The 20,866-nt window shown below is 39.6% G+C and carries 20 protein-coding genes; 3 read left to right on the plus strand and 17 right to left on the minus strand.

Annotated elements, in window-relative coordinates; translation table 11 throughout:
* Window positions 1-13: 13 nt before the first annotated feature.
* On the minus strand, window positions 14-1,342 hold the full coding sequence (gene glnA / locus DXB43_RS12100; protein WP_117947681.1) for a type I glutamate--ammonia ligase: 1,329 nt from the start codon (window positions 1,340-1,342) through the stop codon (window positions 14-16).
* Between the two features lie 19 nt (window positions 1,343-1,361).
* Entirely contained in the window at window positions 1,362-2,141 is a 780-nt protein-coding gene (gene hisA / locus DXB43_RS12105; RefSeq protein WP_022244358.1) for a phosphoribosylformimino-5-aminoimidazole carboxamide ribotide isomerase, read from the minus strand.
* Window positions 2,142-2,343: 202 nt separating this feature from the next.
* Between hisA and guaB the strand changes: the two genes are divergently transcribed.
* The gene (gene guaB, locus DXB43_RS12110) at window positions 2,344-3,801 is read left to right on the plus strand and encodes an IMP dehydrogenase (protein ID WP_117947682.1); all 1,458 of its coding nucleotides are present in this window, start codon (window positions 2,344-2,346) and stop codon (window positions 3,799-3,801) included.
* A gap of 125 nt (window positions 3,802-3,926) precedes the next feature.
* On the opposite strand, the gene DXB43_RS12115 is transcribed toward guaB, so the two are convergent.
* The 3 genes from DXB43_RS12115 to spoVAD all read right to left on the minus strand — a co-directional run bounded on the left by DXB43_RS12115 (window position 3,927) and on the right by spoVAD (window position 5,827).
* Window positions 3,927-4,307, minus strand: coding sequence for a hypothetical protein (locus DXB43_RS12115; protein WP_197420834.1), 381 nt, complete (start codon window positions 4,305-4,307; stop codon window positions 3,927-3,929).
* Window positions 4,308-4,386: 79 nt separating this feature from the next.
* Window positions 4,387-4,743 carry a stage V sporulation protein AE gene (gene spoVAE, locus DXB43_RS12120; RefSeq protein ID WP_117947683.1) on the minus strand — a complete coding sequence of 119 codons (357 nt, stop codon included), beginning with the start codon at window positions 4,741-4,743 and terminating at the stop codon, window positions 4,387-4,389.
* Between the two features lie 70 nt (window positions 4,744-4,813).
* Window positions 4,814-5,827, minus strand: coding sequence for a stage V sporulation protein AD (gene spoVAD / locus DXB43_RS12125; RefSeq protein WP_117698952.1), 1,014 nt, complete (start codon window positions 5,825-5,827; stop codon window positions 4,814-4,816).
* A 68-nt stretch (window positions 5,828-5,895) separates the two neighbouring features.
* Here spoVAD and DXB43_RS12130 point away from each other — a divergent pair, with 68 nt between their 5' ends.
* Window positions 5,896-6,789 (plus strand): hypothetical protein, encoded by an 894-nt coding sequence (locus tag DXB43_RS12130; protein ID WP_022244353.1) that lies wholly within the window; start codon window positions 5,896-5,898, stop codon window positions 6,787-6,789.
* 360 nt (window positions 6,790-7,149) lie between these two features.
* Here DXB43_RS12130 and DXB43_RS12135 read toward each other — a convergent pair whose 3' ends face one another.
* The 12 genes from DXB43_RS12135 to DXB43_RS12185 all read right to left on the minus strand — a co-directional run bounded on the left by DXB43_RS12135 (window position 7,150) and on the right by DXB43_RS12185 (window position 19,819).
* Entirely contained in the window at window positions 7,150-7,674 is a 525-nt protein-coding gene (locus DXB43_RS12135; RefSeq protein ID WP_117841809.1) for a SpoVA/SpoVAEb family sporulation membrane protein, read from the minus strand.
* 111 nt (window positions 7,675-7,785) lie between these two features.
* On the minus strand, window positions 7,786-8,847 hold the full coding sequence (locus DXB43_RS12140; RefSeq protein ID WP_022244351.1) for an iron-containing alcohol dehydrogenase family protein: 1,062 nt from the start codon (window positions 8,845-8,847) through the stop codon (window positions 7,786-7,788).
* Window positions 8,848-9,034: 187 nt separating this feature from the next.
* Complete coding sequence (locus DXB43_RS15330) at window positions 9,035-11,254, minus strand: methyl-accepting chemotaxis protein (protein ID WP_117947684.1); 2,220 nt, start codon at window positions 11,252-11,254, stop codon at window positions 9,035-9,037.
* A gap of 145 nt (window positions 11,255-11,399) precedes the next feature.
* Window positions 11,400-13,358: a GGDEF domain-containing protein gene (locus tag DXB43_RS12150; RefSeq protein WP_147343694.1), complete on the minus strand. Its 1,959-nt coding sequence runs from the start codon at window positions 13,356-13,358 to the stop codon at window positions 11,400-11,402.
* Between the two features lie 11 nt (window positions 13,359-13,369).
* Window positions 13,370-13,687, minus strand: a complete 318-nt coding sequence (locus DXB43_RS12155; RefSeq protein ID WP_117947686.1) for a DUF3837 domain-containing protein — start codon at window positions 13,685-13,687, stop codon at window positions 13,370-13,372.
* A gap of 143 nt (window positions 13,688-13,830) precedes the next feature.
* The gene (locus DXB43_RS12160; RefSeq protein ID WP_117947687.1) at window positions 13,831-14,259 is read right to left on the minus strand and encodes a stage V sporulation protein AB; all 429 of its coding nucleotides are present in this window, start codon (window positions 14,257-14,259) and stop codon (window positions 13,831-13,833) included.
* On the minus strand, window positions 14,249-14,893 hold the full coding sequence (locus DXB43_RS12165) for a stage V sporulation protein AA (RefSeq protein ID WP_117947688.1): 645 nt from the start codon (window positions 14,891-14,893) through the stop codon (window positions 14,249-14,251). The genes DXB43_RS12160 and DXB43_RS12165 overlap by 11 nt, the downstream gene beginning before the upstream one ends.
* Window positions 14,890-15,045 carry a hypothetical protein gene (locus DXB43_RS15160; RefSeq protein ID WP_158567219.1) on the minus strand — a complete coding sequence of 52 codons (156 nt, stop codon included), beginning with the start codon at window positions 15,043-15,045 and terminating at the stop codon, window positions 14,890-14,892. The genes DXB43_RS12165 and DXB43_RS15160 overlap by 4 nt, the downstream gene beginning before the upstream one ends.
* Window positions 15,046-15,109: 64 nt before the next feature.
* Complete coding sequence (locus DXB43_RS12170; RefSeq protein ID WP_117698959.1) at window positions 15,110-15,985, minus strand: PfkB family carbohydrate kinase; 876 nt, start codon at window positions 15,983-15,985, stop codon at window positions 15,110-15,112.
* Between the two features lie 17 nt (window positions 15,986-16,002).
* The gene (locus tag DXB43_RS12175) at window positions 16,003-16,986 is read right to left on the minus strand and encodes an SIS domain-containing protein (RefSeq protein ID WP_227700321.1); all 984 of its coding nucleotides are present in this window, start codon (window positions 16,984-16,986) and stop codon (window positions 16,003-16,005) included.
* Between the two features lie 18 nt (window positions 16,987-17,004).
* Complete coding sequence (locus DXB43_RS12180; protein ID WP_158561532.1) at window positions 17,005-18,249, minus strand: MFS transporter; 1,245 nt, start codon at window positions 18,247-18,249, stop codon at window positions 17,005-17,007.
* 13 nt (window positions 18,250-18,262) lie between these two features.
* The gene (locus DXB43_RS12185; protein ID WP_117698961.1) at window positions 18,263-19,819 is read right to left on the minus strand and encodes an amidohydrolase; all 1,557 of its coding nucleotides are present in this window, start codon (window positions 19,817-19,819) and stop codon (window positions 18,263-18,265) included.
* Between the two features lie 251 nt (window positions 19,820-20,070).
* Here DXB43_RS12185 and DXB43_RS12190 point away from each other — a divergent pair, with 251 nt between their 5' ends.
* Window positions 20,071-20,790 (plus strand): GntR family transcriptional regulator, encoded by a 720-nt coding sequence (locus DXB43_RS12190; RefSeq protein ID WP_158567220.1) that lies wholly within the window; start codon window positions 20,071-20,073, stop codon window positions 20,788-20,790.
* Window positions 20,791-20,866: the final 76 nt, after the last annotated feature.

Here is a 20,866-nt window from a genome sequence, read left to right on the forward strand (position 1 = left end):
TTTCTTACATCAACTAAATCTTATACAGATACTCATCAATCTCCCACTGTGTCACCTGGGCTCTGTAGTCCGCCCACTCAGCCTTCTTGGCTTCTGCATATTTCTCTGTAATATGTGGTCCTAAAACCCCTTTGATATAATCATCGTGTTCGAACTCTTCGATTGCTTCCATTAAATCTCCCGGAAGTGATTCAATACCCTTTTCCACTTTCCTGGAAAGTCTCATTTCAAATACATTTTCTCTTACCTCTTCCGGCGGCATAATCTTATTTTCAATTCCATCTAAGCCTGCTGCAAGGCATACTGCCAATGCCAGATATGGATTGGCTGCCGGATCCGGACATCTTAATTCCACCCTGGTTCCTGCTCCTCTGGATGCCGGAATACGAATCAGCGGACTGCGGTTCGTTGCAGACCATGCAATGTAAATCGGTGCTTCATAGCCCGGAACCAGTCTCTTATAAGAATTTATCAGTGGGTTGGTGATAGCGGACATACCTTTCATATGTTTCATTATTCCGCCAATGAAATAATATGCTTCTTTGCTCAAACCAAGTTCACCGGATGGGTCATCAAATATATTTTTTCCATTCCGGGAAAGTGACATATTAATATGCATGCCGGAACCGTTGATTCCATATTTTGGCTTTGGCATAAAGCTTGCAAATAAGCCATGACGCTTTGCAATGGTCTTAACTGCCAGTTTAAAAGTCATAATCTTATCGGCTGTTGCCAATGCTTCATCATAACGGAAATCAATTTCATGCTGTGCCGGTGCTACTTCATGATGGGATGCCTCGATTTCAAATCCCATATCCTCTAAGGTCAGCACCATATCACGTCTTGCATTTTCACCTAAGTCTACCGGTCCTAAGTCAAAGTATCCTGCTTTCTCATGGGAAACGGTTGTAGGCTGGCCATTGTCATCGGTATGGAATAAGAAGAATTCGCACTCCGGTCCTACATCAAAGGTATAGCCCATCTTTGCTGCATGTGCAATCTCTTTCCGCAATACATATCTTGGGTCTCCTTCGAAAGGTGTTCCGTCTGCACAATAAACATCACAGATAATTCTTGCAACTTTTCCCTGCTGTGGTCTCCATGGGAAAATAGTAAACGTATCTAAATCCGGGTAGAGATACATATCGGATTCCTCAATCCGGACAAAGCCTTCTATGGATGAACCGTCAAACATACACTGATTATTCAGTGCCTTCTCTAACTGACTTCGTGTGATTGCCACATTTTTTAAGGTTCCAAACATATCCGTAAACTGAAGCCGGATAAATTCCACATCTTCTTCATCTGCCATACGGATAATATCCTGTTTTGTATACTTCATACTGCCGCTCTCCTTTTCCTTATACTTGATTTATATACTGCAGAACCTCTTTATATGCCATTCTGCCGCCAAACAGGTCTAATGCACTGCCTATCGTCACATTAAGCCTGCCTTTTCCATGTTCTTTTAACTGCTTTAAATCTTCAAAACTGCCGACTCCTCCGGCATATGTAATTGGAATTCTGCCCCAGTCTCCTAACATTTCTGCCAGTGGGACTTCAATGCCGGATGCTTTTCCCTCTACATCTACTGCATGTACTAAAAATTCATCCGCATATTCCTTTAATTTATCTAATAACTCCGGCGTGATTTTCTCTTCGGTAAATTTCTGCCAGCGGTCTGTCACTATATAGTAGTCACCATCTTTTTTCCGGCAGCTCAAATCCAGAACCAGATGCTCCTTTCCTACTGCTGCAAGAATTTTCTCCAGATTATTATAATTTACTTTTCCATCCTTAAATACATAGGATGTTACAATTACATGACTGGCTCCTGCCTCAATAAATTCTTTGGCATTCTCTGCATGAATGCCGCCGCCAACCTGCATACCGCCCGGATAGGTGTGAAGTGCAAGCAGTGCCTGACGTTTCGTTTCTTTATAATAGGAACTGTCTGACGGATTCAGCAGAATGATATGTCCGCCACGAATCTTATCTTTTTTATAAAATTCTGCAAAATAAGCGGCATCCTGTTCCGCCACAAAATTCTCTTTTGCCTGATTTCCTTCATCCTTAAGACTTCCGCCCACAATCTGCTTGACCTTGCCATTATGGATGTCTATGCACGGTCGAAATTCCATCCTTTTTCCCCCTCTGTTTGAAAAAAGGACAACGTTCACCCTTGGTTGACCCCGTTGTCCGTCTAAAAGAATAACATATTTTTGTATAAAATGGAATAGTTGTTTTAACAATTGACAGTATATTATTTTTTTGCTAGAATTGAGAAATTAAAGGCTTTATTATATTACACACTTTTTAATAAGAAAGAGAGGAAACGAGAAAATGGGTAAAATTATCGGTGAAGGAATTACATTTGATGATGTTTTGCTGGTTCCTGCATATTCGGAAGTTACTCCTAATATGATTGATCTTACCACTTACCTGACTAAGAAAATCAAATTGAACATTCCAATGATGAGTGCTGGAATGGACACAGTAACTGAACATCGCATGGCAATAGCTATGGCAAGACAGGGTGGTATCGGAATCATCCACAAAAATATGTCTATCGAGGCTCAGGCGGAGGAAGTGGACAAGGTAAAACGTTCCGAAAATGGAGTTATCACAGACCCATTTTTCTTATCCCCAGATCATACATTAGCTGACGCAGAAGATTTAATGCACAACTTCCGCATTTCCGGAGTTCCTATTACAGAAAACGGAAAATTAGTCGGCATCATCACCAATCGTGATTTGAAATTCGAAACAGATTATACAAAGAAAATTAAAGAAAGCATGACTTCCGAAGGTCTTATTACTGCTCCGGAAGGAATCACATTAGACGAAGCGAAAAAAATTCTCGCTAAGGCAAGAAAAGAAAAGCTTCCAATTGTAGATAAAGATTTTCACTTAAAAGGCCTTATCACAATCAAAGATATTGAAAAACAGATTAAATATCCATTATCCGCAAAGGATGACCAGGGCAGACTGCTTTGTGGTGCTGCTGTTGGTATTACTGCTAACATGATGGACCGTATCGATGCACTGGTAAAATCCCATGTCGATGTAATCGTTGTAGATTCCGCACATGGACATTCCTTAAATATCTTAAATGCAGTTAAGAAAATCAAAGCTGCTTATCCTGATCTTCAGGTTATCGCTGGTAATGTAGCAACCGGCGAAGCAACCAAAGCCTTAATCGAAGCTGGTGCTGATGCTGTTAAGGTTGGTATCGGACCTGGTTCTATCTGTACTACCCGTGTGGTTGCAGGTATTGGTGTTCCTCAGATTACTGCTGTCATGGATGCCTTTGCAGTTGCAAAAGAATATGGTATTCCAATCATCGCCGATGGTGGTATCAAGTACTCCGGAGACATGACCAAGGCTTTAGCTGCCGGCGGTAATGTATGTATGATGGGAAGTATGTTCGCAGGATGTGACGAAGCTCCTGGAACCTTCGAATTATATCAGGGAAGAAAATACAAGGTTTACCGTGGTATGGGTTCTCTTGCAGCTATGGAAAACGGAAGCAAAGACCGTTACTTCCAGGAAGGTGCTAAGAAGCTTGTTCCAGAAGGTGTTGAAGGACGTGTGGCTTACAAGGGAAGTCTTGAGGATACCGTATTCCAGTTAATCGGTGGTATCCGTTCCGGTATGGGTTACTGCGGATGTCCTACTATTCCAGAATTACAGGAAAGAGGCCGTTTCGTTAAGATTACTGCTGCTTCCTTAAAGGAAAGTCATCCACATGACATTCATATCACAAAAGAAGCACCAAACTACAGTATTGATGACAAATAAGTTTTTCACCAAGAGAAACAATTTTATATGAGTCATCGTGGTACTCATATTATACAAAACAGGATTGAAAACTTTTCATTGAGTTTTCAATCCTGTTTTTTTCATTTAAAAATCTTTATTCAAAACTATCTTGCTGTTTTTGCATTATTACCATTTCCATTGGTTCCGGTTGTTGCATCATCCACAGCATCTTTAATTCCGGTTCCGGCATCATCTACTGCATCATCCACACCATCTACAATATCTTCTGCACCATCTACTACTCCGTCTGTCACATCATTTACCACACCGTCGCCATTATCTCCATTGTTTGTGGTATTGTCACGATTATTCTTGTCATTTGTGTTATTCTTATTGTCTGTGTCATTCTTATTGGTAGTATTGTTACTTCCTGCTCCGTTTTCCGTGGTATTTTCCTCATTTCCATTTCTATTACCACAGGCTGCCATGCTGCCAAAGAGGCACACTACCATCATGGTCAACACCAGTTTTCTTAATTTCTTCATGTTCAATATCTCCTTTTTATTGATTTCAAGTTTATTGTTTCCAACCTATCCTTTTCTATGCATCTTCTGTGTGGATTTTCTACTTTCTCATCTTTGGTTCAAATATCAGGGATGCCAGATAGGCAAATACCAATGCAGCAGAGATTCCTACCGCCGTTGCCGTAAATCCACCCATGAAGATTCCGATAAATCCATTGGTATCAACTGCTTCCTTAATTCCCTTAAACAGCGTATTGCCAAAGCCTAACAATGGCACCGATGCTCCCGCCCCTGCAAATTCCACGAAAGGCGGATATACACCGATTGCTCCCAAAACAGCTCCGGAACATACCAATAGCACCATAATCCGTCCCGGCTGCATTTTCGTCTTTTCCATTAAAATCTGGCAGAGGGCACATATCAGGCCTCCTACCCAGAATGCATTCACATAATCCATGTGTTCTTTTCCTTTCTTCCATCATTCTTATCAAAACTATTATTACTTTTTATTATCTACCAGGCTTTTGTTACGGCACATACTCAAGCATTACTCCATGGGCAATTCCCGGTACATTTTTTCCTTCGTTATAACTTACTGTGGAAAGCAATGCTCCGGTTGGCACAAATAACACCTTTTTCCATTCCCCTGAAATAATCTTCGGAAGATAATAGGCAGATAAAACAGAAGCACTGCAGCCACAGCCACTTCCACCGGCATCCGTATCCTGTTCTTTTGCATCAAAAATTTCGATTCCGCAATCTGAATGATTGTTCTCGATGTCATAGCCCTTTTTCTTTAGCAAATCAAATAGGATTTCCTGTCCGACAGTTCCTAAATCCCCTGTTATAATACGGTCATATTCTTCCGGCTTGCTTCCAAAATCCGTAAAATGTGCTGCTATGGTATCTGCTGCTGCCGGAGCCATCGCTGCTCCCATATTTAAGGAATCATGAATTCCATAGTCCACAATTTTTCCGGTGGTGATTCCACTGATTTTTACATGAGTCCGTTGGGTGGACAATACATAGGCACCACTTCCGGTAACCGTCCAGGTAGCCGACATGGGACGCTGATTCCCATATTCCAGCGGAAATCGGAACTGTTTCTCCGCGCTGGCAAAATGACTGGATGTAATCGTCAGGACATTTTCTGCAAATCCTGCCGCCACGCACATTGCTCCAAGTGACATGGATTCCCCTGCCGTGGAGCAGGCGCCATACACTCCAAACAACGGAATTTCAAAGTCGAGAAGTCCAAAGGATGTTGCTATAGTCTGACCCAACAGGTCTCCTGCAAAAATATAACGGATTTCTTCCGGCGTAAGCCCAGATTTTCCCAATGCCAGGGTTGCTGCTTCCTTCTGCAAGGTACTTTCTGCTTCCTCCCATGACTCACATCCAAATTTGTCATCATTTCCAATCACATCAAAATACTCTCCCAGTGGTCCTTCTCCTTCTTTCTTTCCGACCACCGATGCCGAATTTAAAATAAAAGGAGTCTTCGCAAAGCGAAGACTCTGTTTTCCCTTTACCTCAGACATGTCATCACTCCTTTTTGTGATTAGCATGTCCAGGTTCTGGCATTTTATGTATTTTTCAGAAATTTTTCATGTTTCTTTTCTTTACTTCTATCTACGGTTATGCTGTAATAAATCCATGGCAGCAATTAATTTCAACATTTTTCAATATTTCCATTGAACTTTTTGAGAAAGGAGAAACTGACATCTATAATAAACTATTATCTCATTATAAGAATCTTACGGAGCAAATCTCTGCCATTCAGGATGAACTTTCCACTCTGCCACCCGGCACTCTTTATTGTACCCACAATGGCAACTATACCAAGTGGTATCATCAACTTCTATCCCAACAGTTTTATATTCCCAAGAAAGAGAAAAATTTTGCTCAAGTCATGGCCCGGAAAAAATATTTAGAACTAAAACTGCAGTCCCTCTCTTTTGAGCGACAGACAATCCGCACCTGTATTGACACCCTTGCCTCACATCCTTCTAAAATTGAAACTCTTTTTCAAGAATCTTCTCCCTATTGTGAATTATTTCACACTGTCCTCCAACCCATTTCCACAGAATTAAATCAATGGATGAATGCTGATTTTGAATACAATATCAAATACCCGGAACAACGGATTCACAAATCTGCTTCCGGTCTGATGGTCCGTTCCAAATCAGAAGCACTGATTGCAACACTGCTCTCACATAACCGTATTCCTTTTCGTTATGAATGTGCACTGTGTTTAGGCGAAACTACCCTGCACCCTGATTTCACGCTTCGTCATCCTAAAACAGGAGCATTTTATTACTGGGAGCATTTTGGTCTGATGGATTTTCCTTCTTATCGAAAGAATGTCTTTTCCAAGCTTCAGCTTTACACCGCACATAACATTATCCCATCCATTCAATTAATTACTACTTATGAAACAAGTGAGCATCCCTTTGATTCTGCTTATGCCGAGCAATTAATTCATTACTATTTTGGGGATTAGCGGGAAGCTGACTTTGTGAATTTGTTTTTCTTCTCCTTTTGGGCAAAACTCTCTTGTTTCTCAACGATTTTGCCCAATTTACCGCGGGACACGGCTCCTCTTCCTTGATAAAATCTTGCTTTTCTACTTCTTTTGGGCAAAACACTCTTGTTTCACAATGATTTTGCCCAATCTGCCTCCGGGCACGGCTCCTCTTCCTTGGTGAAGTCTCTCTTTTCTTCTCCTTTTGGGCAAAATTCTCTTGTTCCTCAACGATTTTGCCCAATTTACCGCGGGACACGACTCCTCTTCCTTGATAAAGTCTTGCTTTTCTACTTCTTTTGGGCAAAATTCTCTTGTTTTTGAACGATTTTGCCCAATTTACCTCGCTATCAGCTGATATATCCAGTATATGACCCCAAGTAGCCAGCTTGTAAAGATTCCATAAAGGATTACCGGACCCGCAATGGTAAAAATTTTGCAGCCAATCCCAAAGACCTGTCCTTCCTTTTTGAATTCGATGGCAGGAGCCGCCACTGAATTGGCAAATCCGGTAATTGGAACGAGGGCTCCTGCCCCGCCAAATTTTGCAATTGATGGATAAATATTAAGACCGGTAAGAATTACGCTCATGAGGACAAGGATCATACTGCACCAGCCGCCGGAAGTATCTTTATCCAGTCCTGCGTTCTGTGCAATATTTAAAATCACCTGGCCAATACAACAAATAATTCCGCCGGTCACAAATGCTTTTAACATTTTCAGGGCAAGATTATGCGTTGGTGTTACCTGCTTTACATATTCGTTATATGCCTGGTTTCTTTCCGCAACATCCTGCTCCTGTACTGTTTTATTCAGATTTTCATTTTTTTGCCGCATATCTTTTTCTGATTCACTTTTTGCCATGCTAAAACCTTCCTAAATAATATAATATTTTTCTCTTAGTATGGCAAAAATTGTTTCTTTTATACATACACCGGCAGCTTCTTACGGATGCCCGGCAGTTCCTTATGAATGTCAGTCAACCAATATACGATTTAAGATTTCATCTTCTCTCACCAGGCGTTTTGCTTCTTCCCGGTATTTTTCTTCGTGAAGGTAAGTGTGACGGAATGGCTTAATAGACGGTGCCAAATCAATTGCCGCAAGGAAATCGCTCTTTTTCATCTGAAGTGTTGCTGCAAAATCAAAAAATCCGGTCTCTTCCAATACGGTCTGTACCCGCACATATCTGTGATTGTGCACCTTGCTCATGATATAGGTTGCAATGCCGACCTGAATACCGTGTAACTGTGGTGCTTCCAATAATTTGTCCAGTGCGTGGGAAATCAAATGCTCGCTTCCACTGGTCGGTGCGCTGCTTCCGGCTATTTCATTGGCAATTCCGCTCATGGCTAGAGAATCCACCAGTTCTTTTAAAAACAATTCATCCTTTATGCTCTGATATGGAGTCCGGACAAAACTGTTCACCGCTTTCTTCGCTATCATAACCGCAAAATCATTTACCGTAGAGTAACCACATTTTTCCTCATAAATCCAGTCATATAATGCTGTGATTTTTGAAATCATATCTCCGATACCGGAATAAATAAATTTCTCCGGTGCCGTGCGGATAATCTGCGTATCCACCACAATGCCATAAGCCAGTTTTGCCGGAACCGAAGTTCTCTTGCCATGCACCAAAAGGGAGGCGCTGGCACTAGAAAATCCATCACTGGAGCTGGAGGTCGGTACGCTGATAAATGGAATATTTCTTAAAAATGCGGCATATTTTCCGGCATCGATTACTTTTCCGCCACCAATTGAAATAACTGCCTGCGTTTTATTCGGCATGGAAAATGCAAGCGTTATAATATCATCAATATCAACGGTATCCAGTTCGCTATACTCCAATACTGTAATTTCTTCTTTTTTCAGTGATTCCATTACAGTCTCACCAAACATATCAATCAAACCATTTCCAAGGAAAATAACTACCTGTTTTAGACCTTCTCCCTTTAAATAACTTCCCAGTTGATTTAACGTGCCATTTCCGACTTTCAGAATTGCCGGAACTGAAATTGCTTTTCCTGTCTGCATATTTATTTCTCCTCTTTTCTATCTCAACTTCTTAGATTTCTCAAACTTTTGAAATACTCTGACTTTTATTATATGTATTCTATGCCATAATATCAAGCTCGTCCTACAGAACCTGTCACTGGCAGCTTCTTACGGATTCTTTGCAAAAAAAACGGCAGCCAGAAACCTGACTGCCGGATTATATTCCTTACTGTACCTTGAAGATACTTACTGATGTATCCAGATCCTCTGCATCCATCTGAAGCCGTTTTACCGCATCATTTAATACTTCTACTGCCTGTAACTGTTTCTCTGTACTACGGGCAAGTTCTTCAGATGCAGATTCTGTCTGGTTAGAGGTTGTTGAAATACTTTCGATGGCATTCATGGTATCTTCTTTTGCCTGTTCGATACCCCCCACACTCTGGGTAATCTTCTCAACATCCTCTGCCAGCTTGCTTACCTGCTGACTGATATTCTTAAATACATCAACGGTATTATTCAATGCTTCTGTCTGGAATGCAACGCTCTCGCCTGCAAGCCCAGCTGTCTCGATGGTAGCTGCCAGACGTTCCTGAATATGATTGATAATCTCACCAATCTGATTACCCGCATTTCCGGACTGTTCTGCCAGTTTACGGATTTCTTCAGAAACTACTGCAAATCCTCTTCCTGCTTCACCGGCTCTCGCCGCCTCAATTGATGCATTTAAGGACAAAAGATTGGTCTGTTCTGCAATCTCATTGATTGTTCCAATGATGCTGTTAATTGCAATAGATTCTTTGTTCAGTTCTCTGATTTCCCGGATGATGGTCTCTGTTACTTCCGTTGTACCCTGAACTTTTTCACCAAGGTTTGCTACGATAACCATACCATTTTCAATTGCTCCCTGGGCTTCCTGGGCAATTTCGCTGATTTCATCAGTATTCTCATGTACAACATTGATTCTTTCTGCCAGACCATTCATCTGCTCCAGGCAGCTTTCCGTATCCTGTGCCTGCTGGGAAATACCACTGTTGATATAATCCACTGCTTCCGTAATATTCTTTGTTACTTCCAATAAAACTTCGGAGTTGGTTCCTACCTGGACTGCCGAATCAGAAACATGACCGCTGACATTGGTCATCTTGAGAATCAGATCCTTCATACTGCCAATCATATTGGTAATGCTGGATGACAACACATTAAACTCATCCTTACGCTTCATGCTGATCTGTCCGGTCAAATCTCCATCGGAGGTCTTTTTTAAGACACGGTTAACCTTACGGATTGCTTTGGAAATTCCGCTTGCAAGAACGGAACCTACCACGATTGCAATAACTGCACATATTGCTACGGCAATTAACGTATATCTGAGAATCGCCTGTGCACCTGCCATAATCTCTTTCTGCGGAACCATGGCACATACCAGCATATTCGTACCTTCAATCCTGCTGTATGTAAACAGATAATCTGCGCCCTCATAAGACACTTCTTTAGAACCCTGCAGATTTTCTCCTGCTAATGCTTCCTGATAAAAGTCCGTATCTGTAAATTTTATATCACTATCTCCACTTAACACCTGGCTTCCATCCTCTAATACAAAGCCCTTGATGCTGTTATCACTAATCTGTGCATTATCTAATATATCCTGGATAAAGCTTGTCTTAACATCAATGATGATATATCCAACAGATTTATTGCTATTATTCTTAAGAACGGTAACAAGAGATAATGCATACTCATCACTGTCATATCCGGTGACTTCATCAATGGCTGGGTGGCTGCTGATCCACATACTTCCCATGCCAATCTCAGACTCTACATTCTTTCCTTCTTCCGACTCAACAAACGCATTATATACATCTCCACGGATTGCACCCTTTTCACTGCATGCTGTTCCACTCTTCGCACAAACTATAATGTGATCGATGAATTTGTCTGCAGTAGATTCATTGCTCAATGCAACCTTTGTATCCATCAGCATAGACTCTGACTTTACTTCTGAACCTGTATAATAACTTGTAATTGCAGAATTAATAGAAAGACGTGTTGCCATCAGTTCAATATTCTCAAAACCAAGTCCGAGATACTCTTCCAATGTACCAACACTGGTATTTGCAGAAGCCTCGTATGTACTATTCAAGGTAGTACTGCACTTTGAATAAATCATAAAACCGATGATAACAAACAGGATAACCGGAATCATAAATGCCCCGATTAATTTCACCTGAATGCCACGAAGCCCCATTCCCTTATCCTTCGCAGCCTTTCTACTGTTACCTGTTTTCTTCGGCTGTGGCTTTCTTTCCGTCTGTTTTGCCGGTCTTTCCTTCTTAATCCGTTCTTTCTTCGGTTTTCTTACCTTTTCTTTCTTTAACTTTTCCTTTTTTGGCTTTACTTTCTTAAGCTTCTCTTTCTTTACTTCCAACTGCTTTCTTGTCTTCATCCGTATTACCCCGTTTTTCCAATTGTAAGCATATCTTTCTCCCCGCTGTTTCTGTCCGCTCTTTACGTCTTCATTTGCATGGAAACGTTACCATATGATTTGCTTTATTCTAGCATATTTTCGTTTGTTTTTCAACACCGGCTTATTACGAATTCTCGAAATTTACATTACGGCAGACTGTCTTGCGCCGTTTCTTTTTTTCCTCATACAGATATTCATCAGCATGCTTAAACATCTCAATAAAATCAATCTTCTTTTCACAGACAAATTCTACTACTCCAACTGAAATTCCAACATAATACGGTTTCATGGAATGTTCATTGTACTGTTCACATTTCTGGTGAATATTGTAAATGAGCTGTTCCTTCTCTTCCATCTCACTATATCTTACAATGCCTGCAAATTCGTCCCCTCCGAATCTTCCCACATCTCCATACTGTCCAAAGACTTCTTTTACAATTCCTGCTGCTGTCCGAATTGCGCAGTCTCCTTCCGCATGACCAAAATTATCATTGATTTCCTTTAAATGGTCAAGGTCCGCTATCATAAGACAGGCTTTTTTTCCTAAATTATCCTGATTAAACCGGACCAGACTCTCCATCAGTCCCCTACGGTTATAGATTCCGGTCAGTTCATCGTAAATTGCAATAAAATTTAATACTTCATTCTTTTCCCGCAGACGGTCACGATATTTTTTCTGTTTAATATTTGCTTCCAGAAAGCGGAGAGATGTTCCAAGCTGCAATGCCAGTATATAATAAAAAGAAATCTCTTCCGGTTCAATCTCAAGCATCAATAGTCCGTACTGCCGCTTTCCATCAATTAATAGAAAGCTGATATAAGAAAAATGATCTTCACCGGAGCTACAACAATCCGGTACACCAAAGCTTCCATCTATATATGGACGTTCCTTTTTCTCAAATACCTGAATATTTTCCCTGTATTGGTGCATAGTTAAATACATCCTTTGGGGCATCTTCCATTTCTGTCCATTTTCATGGGTAACCGGCTGCTCCAACAGATAAAGCAGGGAACTGCGTATACCCAGATGATAAAATACTTCTCCACTTTTCCGGTAGAAAGATTTCTCATTCTCTGCTTCCTGCATCAGGTCCCGGATCAGAAATGGTCCAAGCCACGATTTATGCTGAAAAAGCCTTAATTCATCAATAATATGAAGCAGCTCTGTTTTCTCATCTGCCTTTTCTTTCGCTCTTCGTGTTACTTTGCAGCCACAGGATTCCCGGATTATAAGTTCTGCATCCAACCGGACAGATTCCACTGGTCTGCCTGCACAGATATCTACTGCCTTTTCTACCGCTATCTGCCCCATTTTATAAGCATCCTGGGAGACAGTCGTCAATGGTGGATTACTATAACGCGCCCTCTCCACATCATCAAAACCGGTAATCAAAATGTCTTTTCCTATCCGGAGTCCATGGGCTTTGCATACACGATAACACGGCACTGTCATTTCATCATTAGCTGATATAATTGCTTCGGCATCCGGATTGTCCTTTAGCAGCTGTTCTACAAGATTATCCACGAATTCCGAATAATCTCCTACCGCCATCATTTCCGGCGTCACGGGCAGATGATGTTCTGCCATAACATTTAAAAATGCTGCTTTCCGCTCTATGGCATCCTGATTGTCTTCCGGTCCCCCAAGATAAACCAGATGCTTTAAATGATGTTCTATAATAAGATGCTCCACACATTTTTGCATACCACCAAAGTTATCCACCATGACATAGATACCCCGTGGATCATCCGTCGCATCTTCTAACAGTACATATGGTATTCCTGCAAATTTATCCAGAAATGCCTGTTTATCTTCATTTTTCTGAAAAATGCAAAGAGAGCCATATGCTATAATCAATACATCTACTTTCGCTAATTTTGCATAATCATAGACGGTATTATACTGATAATCAAAATCCTCCAGTGCAAATTTCTGGTTAAAACGCACACTCTGCGTTCCCAGGAAATAAATCACATTAACATCCATCCCGCTTGCTGCTGCCCGAATCCCTCTCATCAGGTCCTTCGGATGTGCTGTATGCACATTTCCAATCAATACCCCAATTGTAAATTTCTTCCCCATATCATCGCTTCCTATTCCTGCCACAAACGCTGTTCTGTCTGTCCCTCCTGAAATAATTCACGCATTTGTTCATCTAGTTTATCATCCGGTTCGTAATCTTTTAACATCCGAATCAGATGCTGCTCCCGCACATCATCTGTCATATAGTCTGCCAGCATCCGGTTGACCTCTTCAATTAACTGCTGTGGTTGTAAAATCTCTGTTGCCATATTTCCGGTCAGTTTGTATGCAAGACCCGCCGCATAATAGAATTCATAGTTTCCCATCATGATAGATGCCTGCAGATTACATTTGATTACAACACTCTGACGTGCAATTGACTGTATCATTTTTTCACTTCTTCCTTACGGATTTTTATATTTTCATTTTATAACATCCCGAGGAAAACATCAACCCGAACCGCATATTGTTGACACCAATTTCCTGTTAATTATCTTTTCTCACTATTTTTACCCTTTACAGTGTTTTTACTTCATGAATCTGATAACTGTCTTATAAAATAGAAAAGTGAACCTGCTGTCTTTCCCAATGCCATAAACCAGAGTATCACCCACAATCCCACTTTTACTTTCGTTCTGCGGAAGATAACCGGGAAGGTCTTTAAAATTTCCGCCAATGCTACTGCCACACAGCCCACGAATAATCCTGCACAGATTCCATATGCTCCAAGAAAAATATGTCCCAGCGGAATCCGCATCATAAGGAAAACTGATAAGAGGTTTCCTCCGATTCCACCTAATACAATCATATTCTCGTAAAGACAAATCCGGGCGGCAGTCTTCGTCTTTCCAATCATCCGGGGAATGATATTTAACATAATCAGAAATGCAAAGGTTCCTCCAGCCACCGCAGCGCCGGCGGTCAGTCCTGCCAGTCCTAGGAAAACATGTCTAATCCACATCAATCGTCTTGCCTCCCCGTCCGCAGTTGGCAATGTAAGTATCATCTACATCTTTTTCGTACTTACGCATCTCCACCTGGATTGGTGTCGGGTCGTTTGTTATCTTGCTATTTCCAAAATGGTTAAAGAAAATGATAACTCCCACAGGCAGACCAATGCTATAGCAGATTTCCAGCTCCGTAATGCCGGTGGATTCTTTCCCCATCACCTGATAATAAAGCTTCTGGAACAGTTCCGTCACAGAAATGTCATTATTAAATGCCATGATGGTAAACGCCGCTCCAAAGAAAACCAGCACACATAAAACAGCCGTTTTTGCATACTCTGCTGTTTTGGAAGGCTGCAATGCCGGTTCATATTCAATCACAAAATCCGCTTCTCCTTCATTGGTAATGTCCACATGGGGATACTGTGCCTGTATCATTTCAAAAATTTTTAAGGAAGTCATCACCTGAACATATTCTGTTTTCTTTGCTTTCTGTGGAAAGGAATAGATTTTCATCTGCTTCAACTGACGTATCATTGCTTCATCCGTTCCTGTCATCCTGGCAACATCCGATAACTTGACATGGCGGTCTTTGACCATGGAATTCTTTTCGATTTTAATATAAAGACTTGTCTGCTGACTACTCATGAAAATGGCATCCTTTCTACGAATTTTGTTACAAATGTTCCTTCGCTCTTCGTACTTTTATTTCCATTTTCATTGGTATAATAAAGAATGCCTCCTATCACGGCAATTATCACCAGTGAAAGGAGGCAGATACGATACGTCTTATGCTTCATACTATTCCGCCTCATTTCCTGTATTTTCCGGAATAGTATGTGTTACGATTCGTTTTTTATTCTTTTATTTTGTTTTTAAAGCATCTATCTGAACTTCCTTTCCATGTCCAAAAGCACCCTCCATTTGGCATACTTTTGCTGCAAACTTTGCAGCCTCTTTTATACTCTCTTTGATTGAAACATTATCATCTATACCTTTTTTCTTACGGTCAAGATAACCTACCATAAAAGTTGTAATAAGTGAGTCTCCTGCACCCATAGTATCTATTGCTTTTTCAATCGGATATGCCGGTTGCTCAAAAAACTCATTATTTGCATAAAGCATACAACCTTTTGCGCCTCTGGATGCACACACAATTTTCGGTCCATAAGAGGCTACTTTCTTAAGGTGTTTTTTTACTTCATCATCCGTTCCATCAAAGGAGCAAAATGCATATGTTACTAATGGTGCTATTTTTTCATAATATTCCGGTTCAGAATCATCCGAGAAATCAAAAGATAATGGAAGTTCGGCTGCTTTAATCTTTGGAAGCTGTGACTCCATATAACAGTAATTTCCACTGTGTACCAGATCAAATTCTGCAAGATATTCCAAGTCAAATTCATCCAGATCATAAATATGTCTGCTCCGGACTCCACCTTCATTATAATCTAAGAATACACGGTCACCATCTTCTAAGGTACATCTGGAATAACCATTTTCTCCCTCAATTTTCTTACACTTTACCAGTTCAATCTGTTCTTCCCTCAACGCAGAAATAACATGATCTGCATTTTTATCAGTACCAAAATAGCCCATATAGGCACACCTTTTTGCACCAAACATTTTGGCATACACAGCAAGATTTACACAATTTCCACCTGGATACTGTACATTCTCGTGAGTATAAATATCTACCACGTTATCCCCAAAGCCTACCACACTTACGTCATATTTCATACTGTTTCTCCTTTCGTCTAGTACTCTACAACTCCCATATACCGGCGCATATCCAATGGGTGTCCGCTCTTATTCTGAATTGCAGTACGGTATAACACGCTCATTTCATAGAACAATGGAGCATTAAAATAATCTACGCAGGAATCATCTATTGCATCCATTCCACAATCTGCTGCATCAATAATCTCATATTTTTCCGCATATTTATTTAAAAATACTTCTGCTCTTTCATCAATCATTCTTGTTTTTCCTACCGATTTTAAGAGGATATAAATATGGTCTTTATCTGTTACCTCAAATGGTCCATGGAAATATTCTGCGGAATCAAGATAACAGCAGTCCATCCACTGCATCTCCTGAAGAGAACAGATTGCAAATCCGTATGCCTGTGCATATGCAGAACCGGATGCCATAATATATAAAAATGGTGCATTATAATAATGTTCTGCAAAATTCCATGCCTTATTCTGAAACTTCTTTGTTGCATTACGGATAATTGCATCGCATTTAGTGATTCCATCCTTCATTCCTTCATAAAGTTTATACTCCGGCTCCTGTCTGTGAATCAACTCATTTATAATACTGTAATTTAATCCTAATGGTCTATCCTTCTGTAATGTTTCCGGCTCCCAATCATAGACAATTGCATGGAATTTTTCACTGTCGCAGGCACTGCCCGGTGTATGTGTATATGTAATTACAAATGCACCTTCCTTTACACCAAGTTCTGCTGCTTCTACCGTTTCTTTTGTATTTCCACCATGTGAACAGATAATGACAACAGAGTGTTTTCCAAGTTTCTTTGGAGGGGTTAAAACAAATTCTTTACTGGTAATCCACTCTGCTGTCATGGTGGATGATTCTCGGTTAATAAAGTAACATGAAGAATAAAGGTCAACCAGAGAGCCTCCACAGGCCACAAAATATACTTCACTGATTGTTCCATTTTCCTTTTCAATTATATCAACAAATTTTTCTACGTTAAATTCTGATGCATGCATTTTTAAATACCTTCTTTCTTAGTTATTTTTCTTAATCAGTTTTCTCATTAAAATTGTTATAGCCATACCAAGTACAGCAGTTCCCATCAGGAAGCCAAAAATCATTGGATAAGCATTATTTCCAAATTTATCCATCCACTTTCCAAAAATTATATAGTAAAAAGAATCTGGCAAATATCCGATAATAGATGCAATTCCAATTACAGTTCCTGCATATATCGGTTTAAATTTACATTCCTGTAATCCCGACCAGATTACTCCGTAAAGCATCATACCAATTGCACTTGGTAACAAAGAAACAATTGTTGCCAGTACCGGACTGATGTTGGATGGCATTATCAATACTCCACCATAAATCACAATTGTAATTCCAAATGCAGTAATATACCATTTTGTAGAAGATTTAAAAATCTTATCTACGATAATTCCACCAATCGGACATAAAAGGTTCATAAGATTACTTCTCACAATACTGATAAAAGATGAATGTACCAACGGTATACCAAGTACATCCGTCAGATATGGTGAAAAATAGGATACACTTGTATACAGACCATATGCACATAATACCATCAGTGAAAAGAGCCAGGTCATCGGATTCTTTAACGCTTCACCGACATATTTAATTTTAAATTCTTCATCAGAAGATTTTGTCTGTGTAATACTTTTTTCTTTAAAAAATATCATTGTCAGAATTAAAGCAACTGCTGTAAATGCTACCATTGCCCATACTGCAATACTAAAGGAAGTAGATGGGTCATCTGATAAACGGCTTACCTGTAAACATACTGCATTTAAAATTGCAGAAATAATACCTGATGCAGCATAATAAATTCCATAACACATTCCCTGCTCTTCTGCTGTGCCAACCTGACCTACTGCTTTGGTTATTGCTGCCCAGAATACAAAAATTGTAGACACACCAAGTCCAGCCCATAATACGCAGGCTACTGCAAAATTCATGGTAAGTGCATAAATAATTCCGATAACTACAGAACCCAGAATAGAGCCTACTAGACATTTTTTCACAGACCACTTATCAGCTAATATTCCACCGGGAATCAATGTAATCGTATTTGCTGCCGCATAAATTGTCATTAAAATTCCTGACTGGGTATTTGTAATTCCCATAGCTGCAATCTGCTGATCATAAAACACATATCTGATATAAGGGAAACAATACATAACTGCATTTACAAGTCCCAGAATAAAAAGTACCCATAACGTTTTTGCACTCAAATGTGCTTTTGTTTTGTCACTCATCGCAAAACCTCCTTTACCTATTCTCCATTTCTTTATAAACATCCTGTCCAGCACATATGGTTCTTAAAACATGTGCCTTTCGAATTTCTTCAATATCTGTTTTGAAAAGATTCCTGTCAAAAACTACTATATCAGCCTGCTTACCGCTTTCCAGCGTTCCTAATATATGTTCCTGTTCCATGGCATACTGGCTTCCAATTGTCCAGGTTTTTAACATTTCCGGTATTGTCAGACCATTTTCCGGCTGAACCGGTTCTTTTCCATCTGCGGCATAGGTTCCGCATCCATAATAAATTGCCTCAGGTATATCCGGTATTAACATCGGAAGATCCGTTGCACCACTTAAAATCACACCATGATCTGCCATTGAACGATAATTCATATAACGGCTCCGCCTGCTACCAAGTTTTTCATCATAGTCTTGTTTCCAATTTTCACAGGAATCCAACTTATAAACCTGTGTATAAATCTCACCAAAGACTCCAAGCTGTGCCATTTTTTCTTCGTCCACTGCACCCGTCAATTCCAAATCAGTAATTCCATGTCGATTCTTTAATCTTCCATTTTCCTTTTCACATTTATCATAAATCTGAAGAATTTTATGGAAGGAACCATCCCCTTCAGAATGCAATGTAAATCTGAATCCTTCACGGTCTGCTGTAAGTACATCTTCTTCTAATAATGCATAATCAATATTCTTTTGGCAACAATAATCTTTTCCCTCATATGGCTCCATCAGATCTGCCTCTTCTGAGACAATCAATCCATCTGTCATCTGATTATAACCGGAAAACCTTAAAAAATCAGAATGATATTTCTTCTTCATTTCTTTTCCATATGCTAAATCCATTTTCTTTCCTACTGGTTGTGACATAAAGGAAATCCGAAGGCTCAATTCTGCTTTCTGTTCCAATTCAGCCAATATATCTGTAAATCCATAAAAATTATCAAATCCCATTTCTTTTACAGATGTTATCCCATGGCTGTTTAACATAGACATATATGCCTTAAACTGTGGAATAATAAAATCTCTATCATTCAGATAAATTTTCATAATTTTATAAATTGCCTCTGAACTTCCGCATGTATCTGGTGTAAACCCAAACACTTCTTCTGCAACTTTGTTCATAGCACAATACCCATGTCCAGCAGTAAATAAAATAACCGGTCTTTTAACCTGTTCCAATTCACCTCCCTTATTTATTTTTTCTGCCAGCTCCGGTTGTAAATGATTTCCAAATAAAACGACCGTCTCCGGATTCATTTCCAGATTTTCTGATAACCGTTCAACTATTTGTTTCAGATTAACTGCTTCTGATAAATCCACACCAAGATAATCCACTACATATCCTGTGAAAAATGTATGGGTATCACCAAATCCCGGGCAAATGGTTCCCTCTCCATAGTCCACAACTTCAGTAGATTCACCCACCAGTTCATTTGGGATATCTCCACATCCGACTTCAAGAATCTGTTTTCCTTTTATTGCCACATATCCTGGATATGCCTCTTCTGAAACAGAATCAAAAATACAGGTTGATTGAAATATCTTGTCTGCTTCTTTTTGCATTTTTCCACCTCCTTTTGTTAAATTGATTATATCATCATATAACGTTATATTGCAATATTGTTTCTTTTTCTCAAATCACTTTCAGCATTCTCAACATTTTATTATCTATTTTTTATACTTTCCCTTTACTTTTTATTACTTTTTATACAATTTTTCACATAATCTTTTCAATATGATGTTTTTTAAATTCATATTGTTATGCAAAACATTATATGTTATTATAATGTTTGTGAGGTGATATTATTATGAAATTGAACACAACCAGTGATATACCACTGTTTGAACAGTTAAAAAATGATTTACTCGAACAAATAAAAAAAGGAATTTATATTTCCGGTCAGCAAATCCCGACAGAAACTGAATTGTCTGAACTATATCATGTGAGCCGTATTACCATAAGGCGTGCAATTACTGAATTATGTAATGAAGGGGTCTTAATTAAGAAACAGGGAAAAGGAACCTTTGTAAAAGAGCGGAAAATTTTTCGTAAACTGGAACATACTCTCAGTTTTTCCGATGCATGCAAAGCCAATCAAATGGAGGCATCTACTATTGTAACCAAACGTGAAGTCATACCATATGAACAGTATCATCTTGATAATGCTGAACTCTTTGAGGGCGATTCTATTGTTTATATCCAACGTATTCGATATGCAGATGCAACACCTATTATGATTGAGAACAATTATTATCCATGTCACAAATTTTCATTTTTGCTGACAGAACCTTTAGATAGCTCTCTGTATCAGCTATTTCGTGAAAAATATGATATCTGCATTGGTTGTTCACAGAATTCTTATATTGATGCAGTAAAAGCCTCAACGGAACAAGCCAATCTTCTTCATATTTCACCCGGTGACCCATTGTTTCTTTTTCATACAGAAATGTATGATATTCACAATGAGCTCATCCATGTTGGATATGAATATATCTGTGGCAGTAAATACCGTTTTTGTTATGACAATTCATAACTTCATTCTTATATTCAGCAAATTTCCAGCATACAAAATGCTCTGTTTTCTAATTACGAAAACAGAGCATTCCTCT

Source organism: Roseburia sp. OM04-10BH (assembly GCF_003462605.1).
GTDB lineage: Bacteria > Bacillota > Clostridia > Lachnospirales > Lachnospiraceae > Roseburia_C > Roseburia_C amylophila.

Bases quoted from the DNA above. Each gene is read 5' to 3' on its own strand.
- hisA (WP_022244358.1), bottom strand. From the start codon at position 2,141: ATGGAATTTCGACCGTGCATAGACATCCATAATGGCAAGGTCAAGCAG.
- DXB43_RS12150 (WP_147343694.1), bottom strand. From the start codon at position 13,358: ATGGGGAAGAAATTTACAATTGGGGTATTGATTGGAAATGTGCATACA.
- DXB43_RS12180 (WP_158561532.1), bottom strand. From the start codon at position 18,249: ATGAGTGACAAAACAAAAGCACATTTGAGTGCAAAAACGTTATGGGTA.
- DXB43_RS12185 (WP_117698961.1), bottom strand. From the start codon at position 19,819: ATGCAAAAAGAAGCAGACAAGATATTTCAATCAACCTGTATTTTTGAT.
- DXB43_RS12160 (WP_117947687.1), bottom strand. From the start codon at position 14,259: ATGTGGATTAGACATGTTTTCCTAGGACTGGCAGGACTGACCGCCGGC.
- DXB43_RS12175 (WP_227700321.1), bottom strand. From the start codon at position 16,986: ATGCATGCATCAGAATTTAACGTAGAAAAATTTGTTGATATAATTGAA.
- DXB43_RS15330 (WP_117947684.1), bottom strand. From the start codon at position 11,254: ATGAAGACAAGAAAGCAGTTGGAAGTAAAGAAAGAGAAGCTTAAGAAA.
- DXB43_RS12170 (WP_117698959.1), bottom strand. From the start codon at position 15,985: ATGAAATATGACGTAAGTGTGGTAGGCTTTGGGGATAACGTGGTAGAT.
- glnA (WP_117947681.1), bottom strand. From the start codon at position 1,342: ATGAAGTATACAAAACAGGATATTATCCGTATGGCAGATGAAGAAGAT.
- DXB43_RS12130 (WP_022244353.1), top strand. From the start codon at position 5,896: ATGTTTCTTTTCTTTACTTCTATCTACGGTTATGCTGTAATAAATCCA.
- DXB43_RS15160 (WP_158567219.1), bottom strand. From the start codon at position 15,045: ATGAAGCATAAGACGTATCGTATCTGCCTCCTTTCACTGGTGATAATT.
- guaB (WP_117947682.1), top strand. From the start codon at position 2,344: ATGGGTAAAATTATCGGTGAAGGAATTACATTTGATGATGTTTTGCTG.
- DXB43_RS12135 (WP_117841809.1), bottom strand. From the start codon at position 7,674: ATGGCAAAAAGTGAATCAGAAAAAGATATGCGGCAAAAAAATGAAAAT.
- spoVAE (WP_117947683.1), bottom strand. From the start codon at position 4,743: ATGGATTATGTGAATGCATTCTGGGTAGGAGGCCTGATATGTGCCCTC.
- DXB43_RS12165 (WP_117947688.1), bottom strand. From the start codon at position 14,893: ATGAGTAGTCAGCAGACAAGTCTTTATATTAAAATCGAAAAGAATTCC.
- spoVAD (WP_117698952.1), bottom strand. From the start codon at position 5,827: ATGTCTGAGGTAAAGGGAAAACAGAGTCTTCGCTTTGCGAAGACTCCT.
- DXB43_RS12115 (WP_197420834.1), bottom strand. From the start codon at position 4,307: ATGAAGAAATTAAGAAAACTGGTGTTGACCATGATGGTAGTGTGCCTC.
- DXB43_RS12155 (WP_117947686.1), bottom strand. From the start codon at position 13,687: ATGATACAGTCAATTGCACGTCAGAGTGTTGTAATCAAATGTAATCTG.
- DXB43_RS12140 (WP_022244351.1), bottom strand. From the start codon at position 8,847: ATGCAGACAGGAAAAGCAATTTCAGTTCCGGCAATTCTGAAAGTCGGA.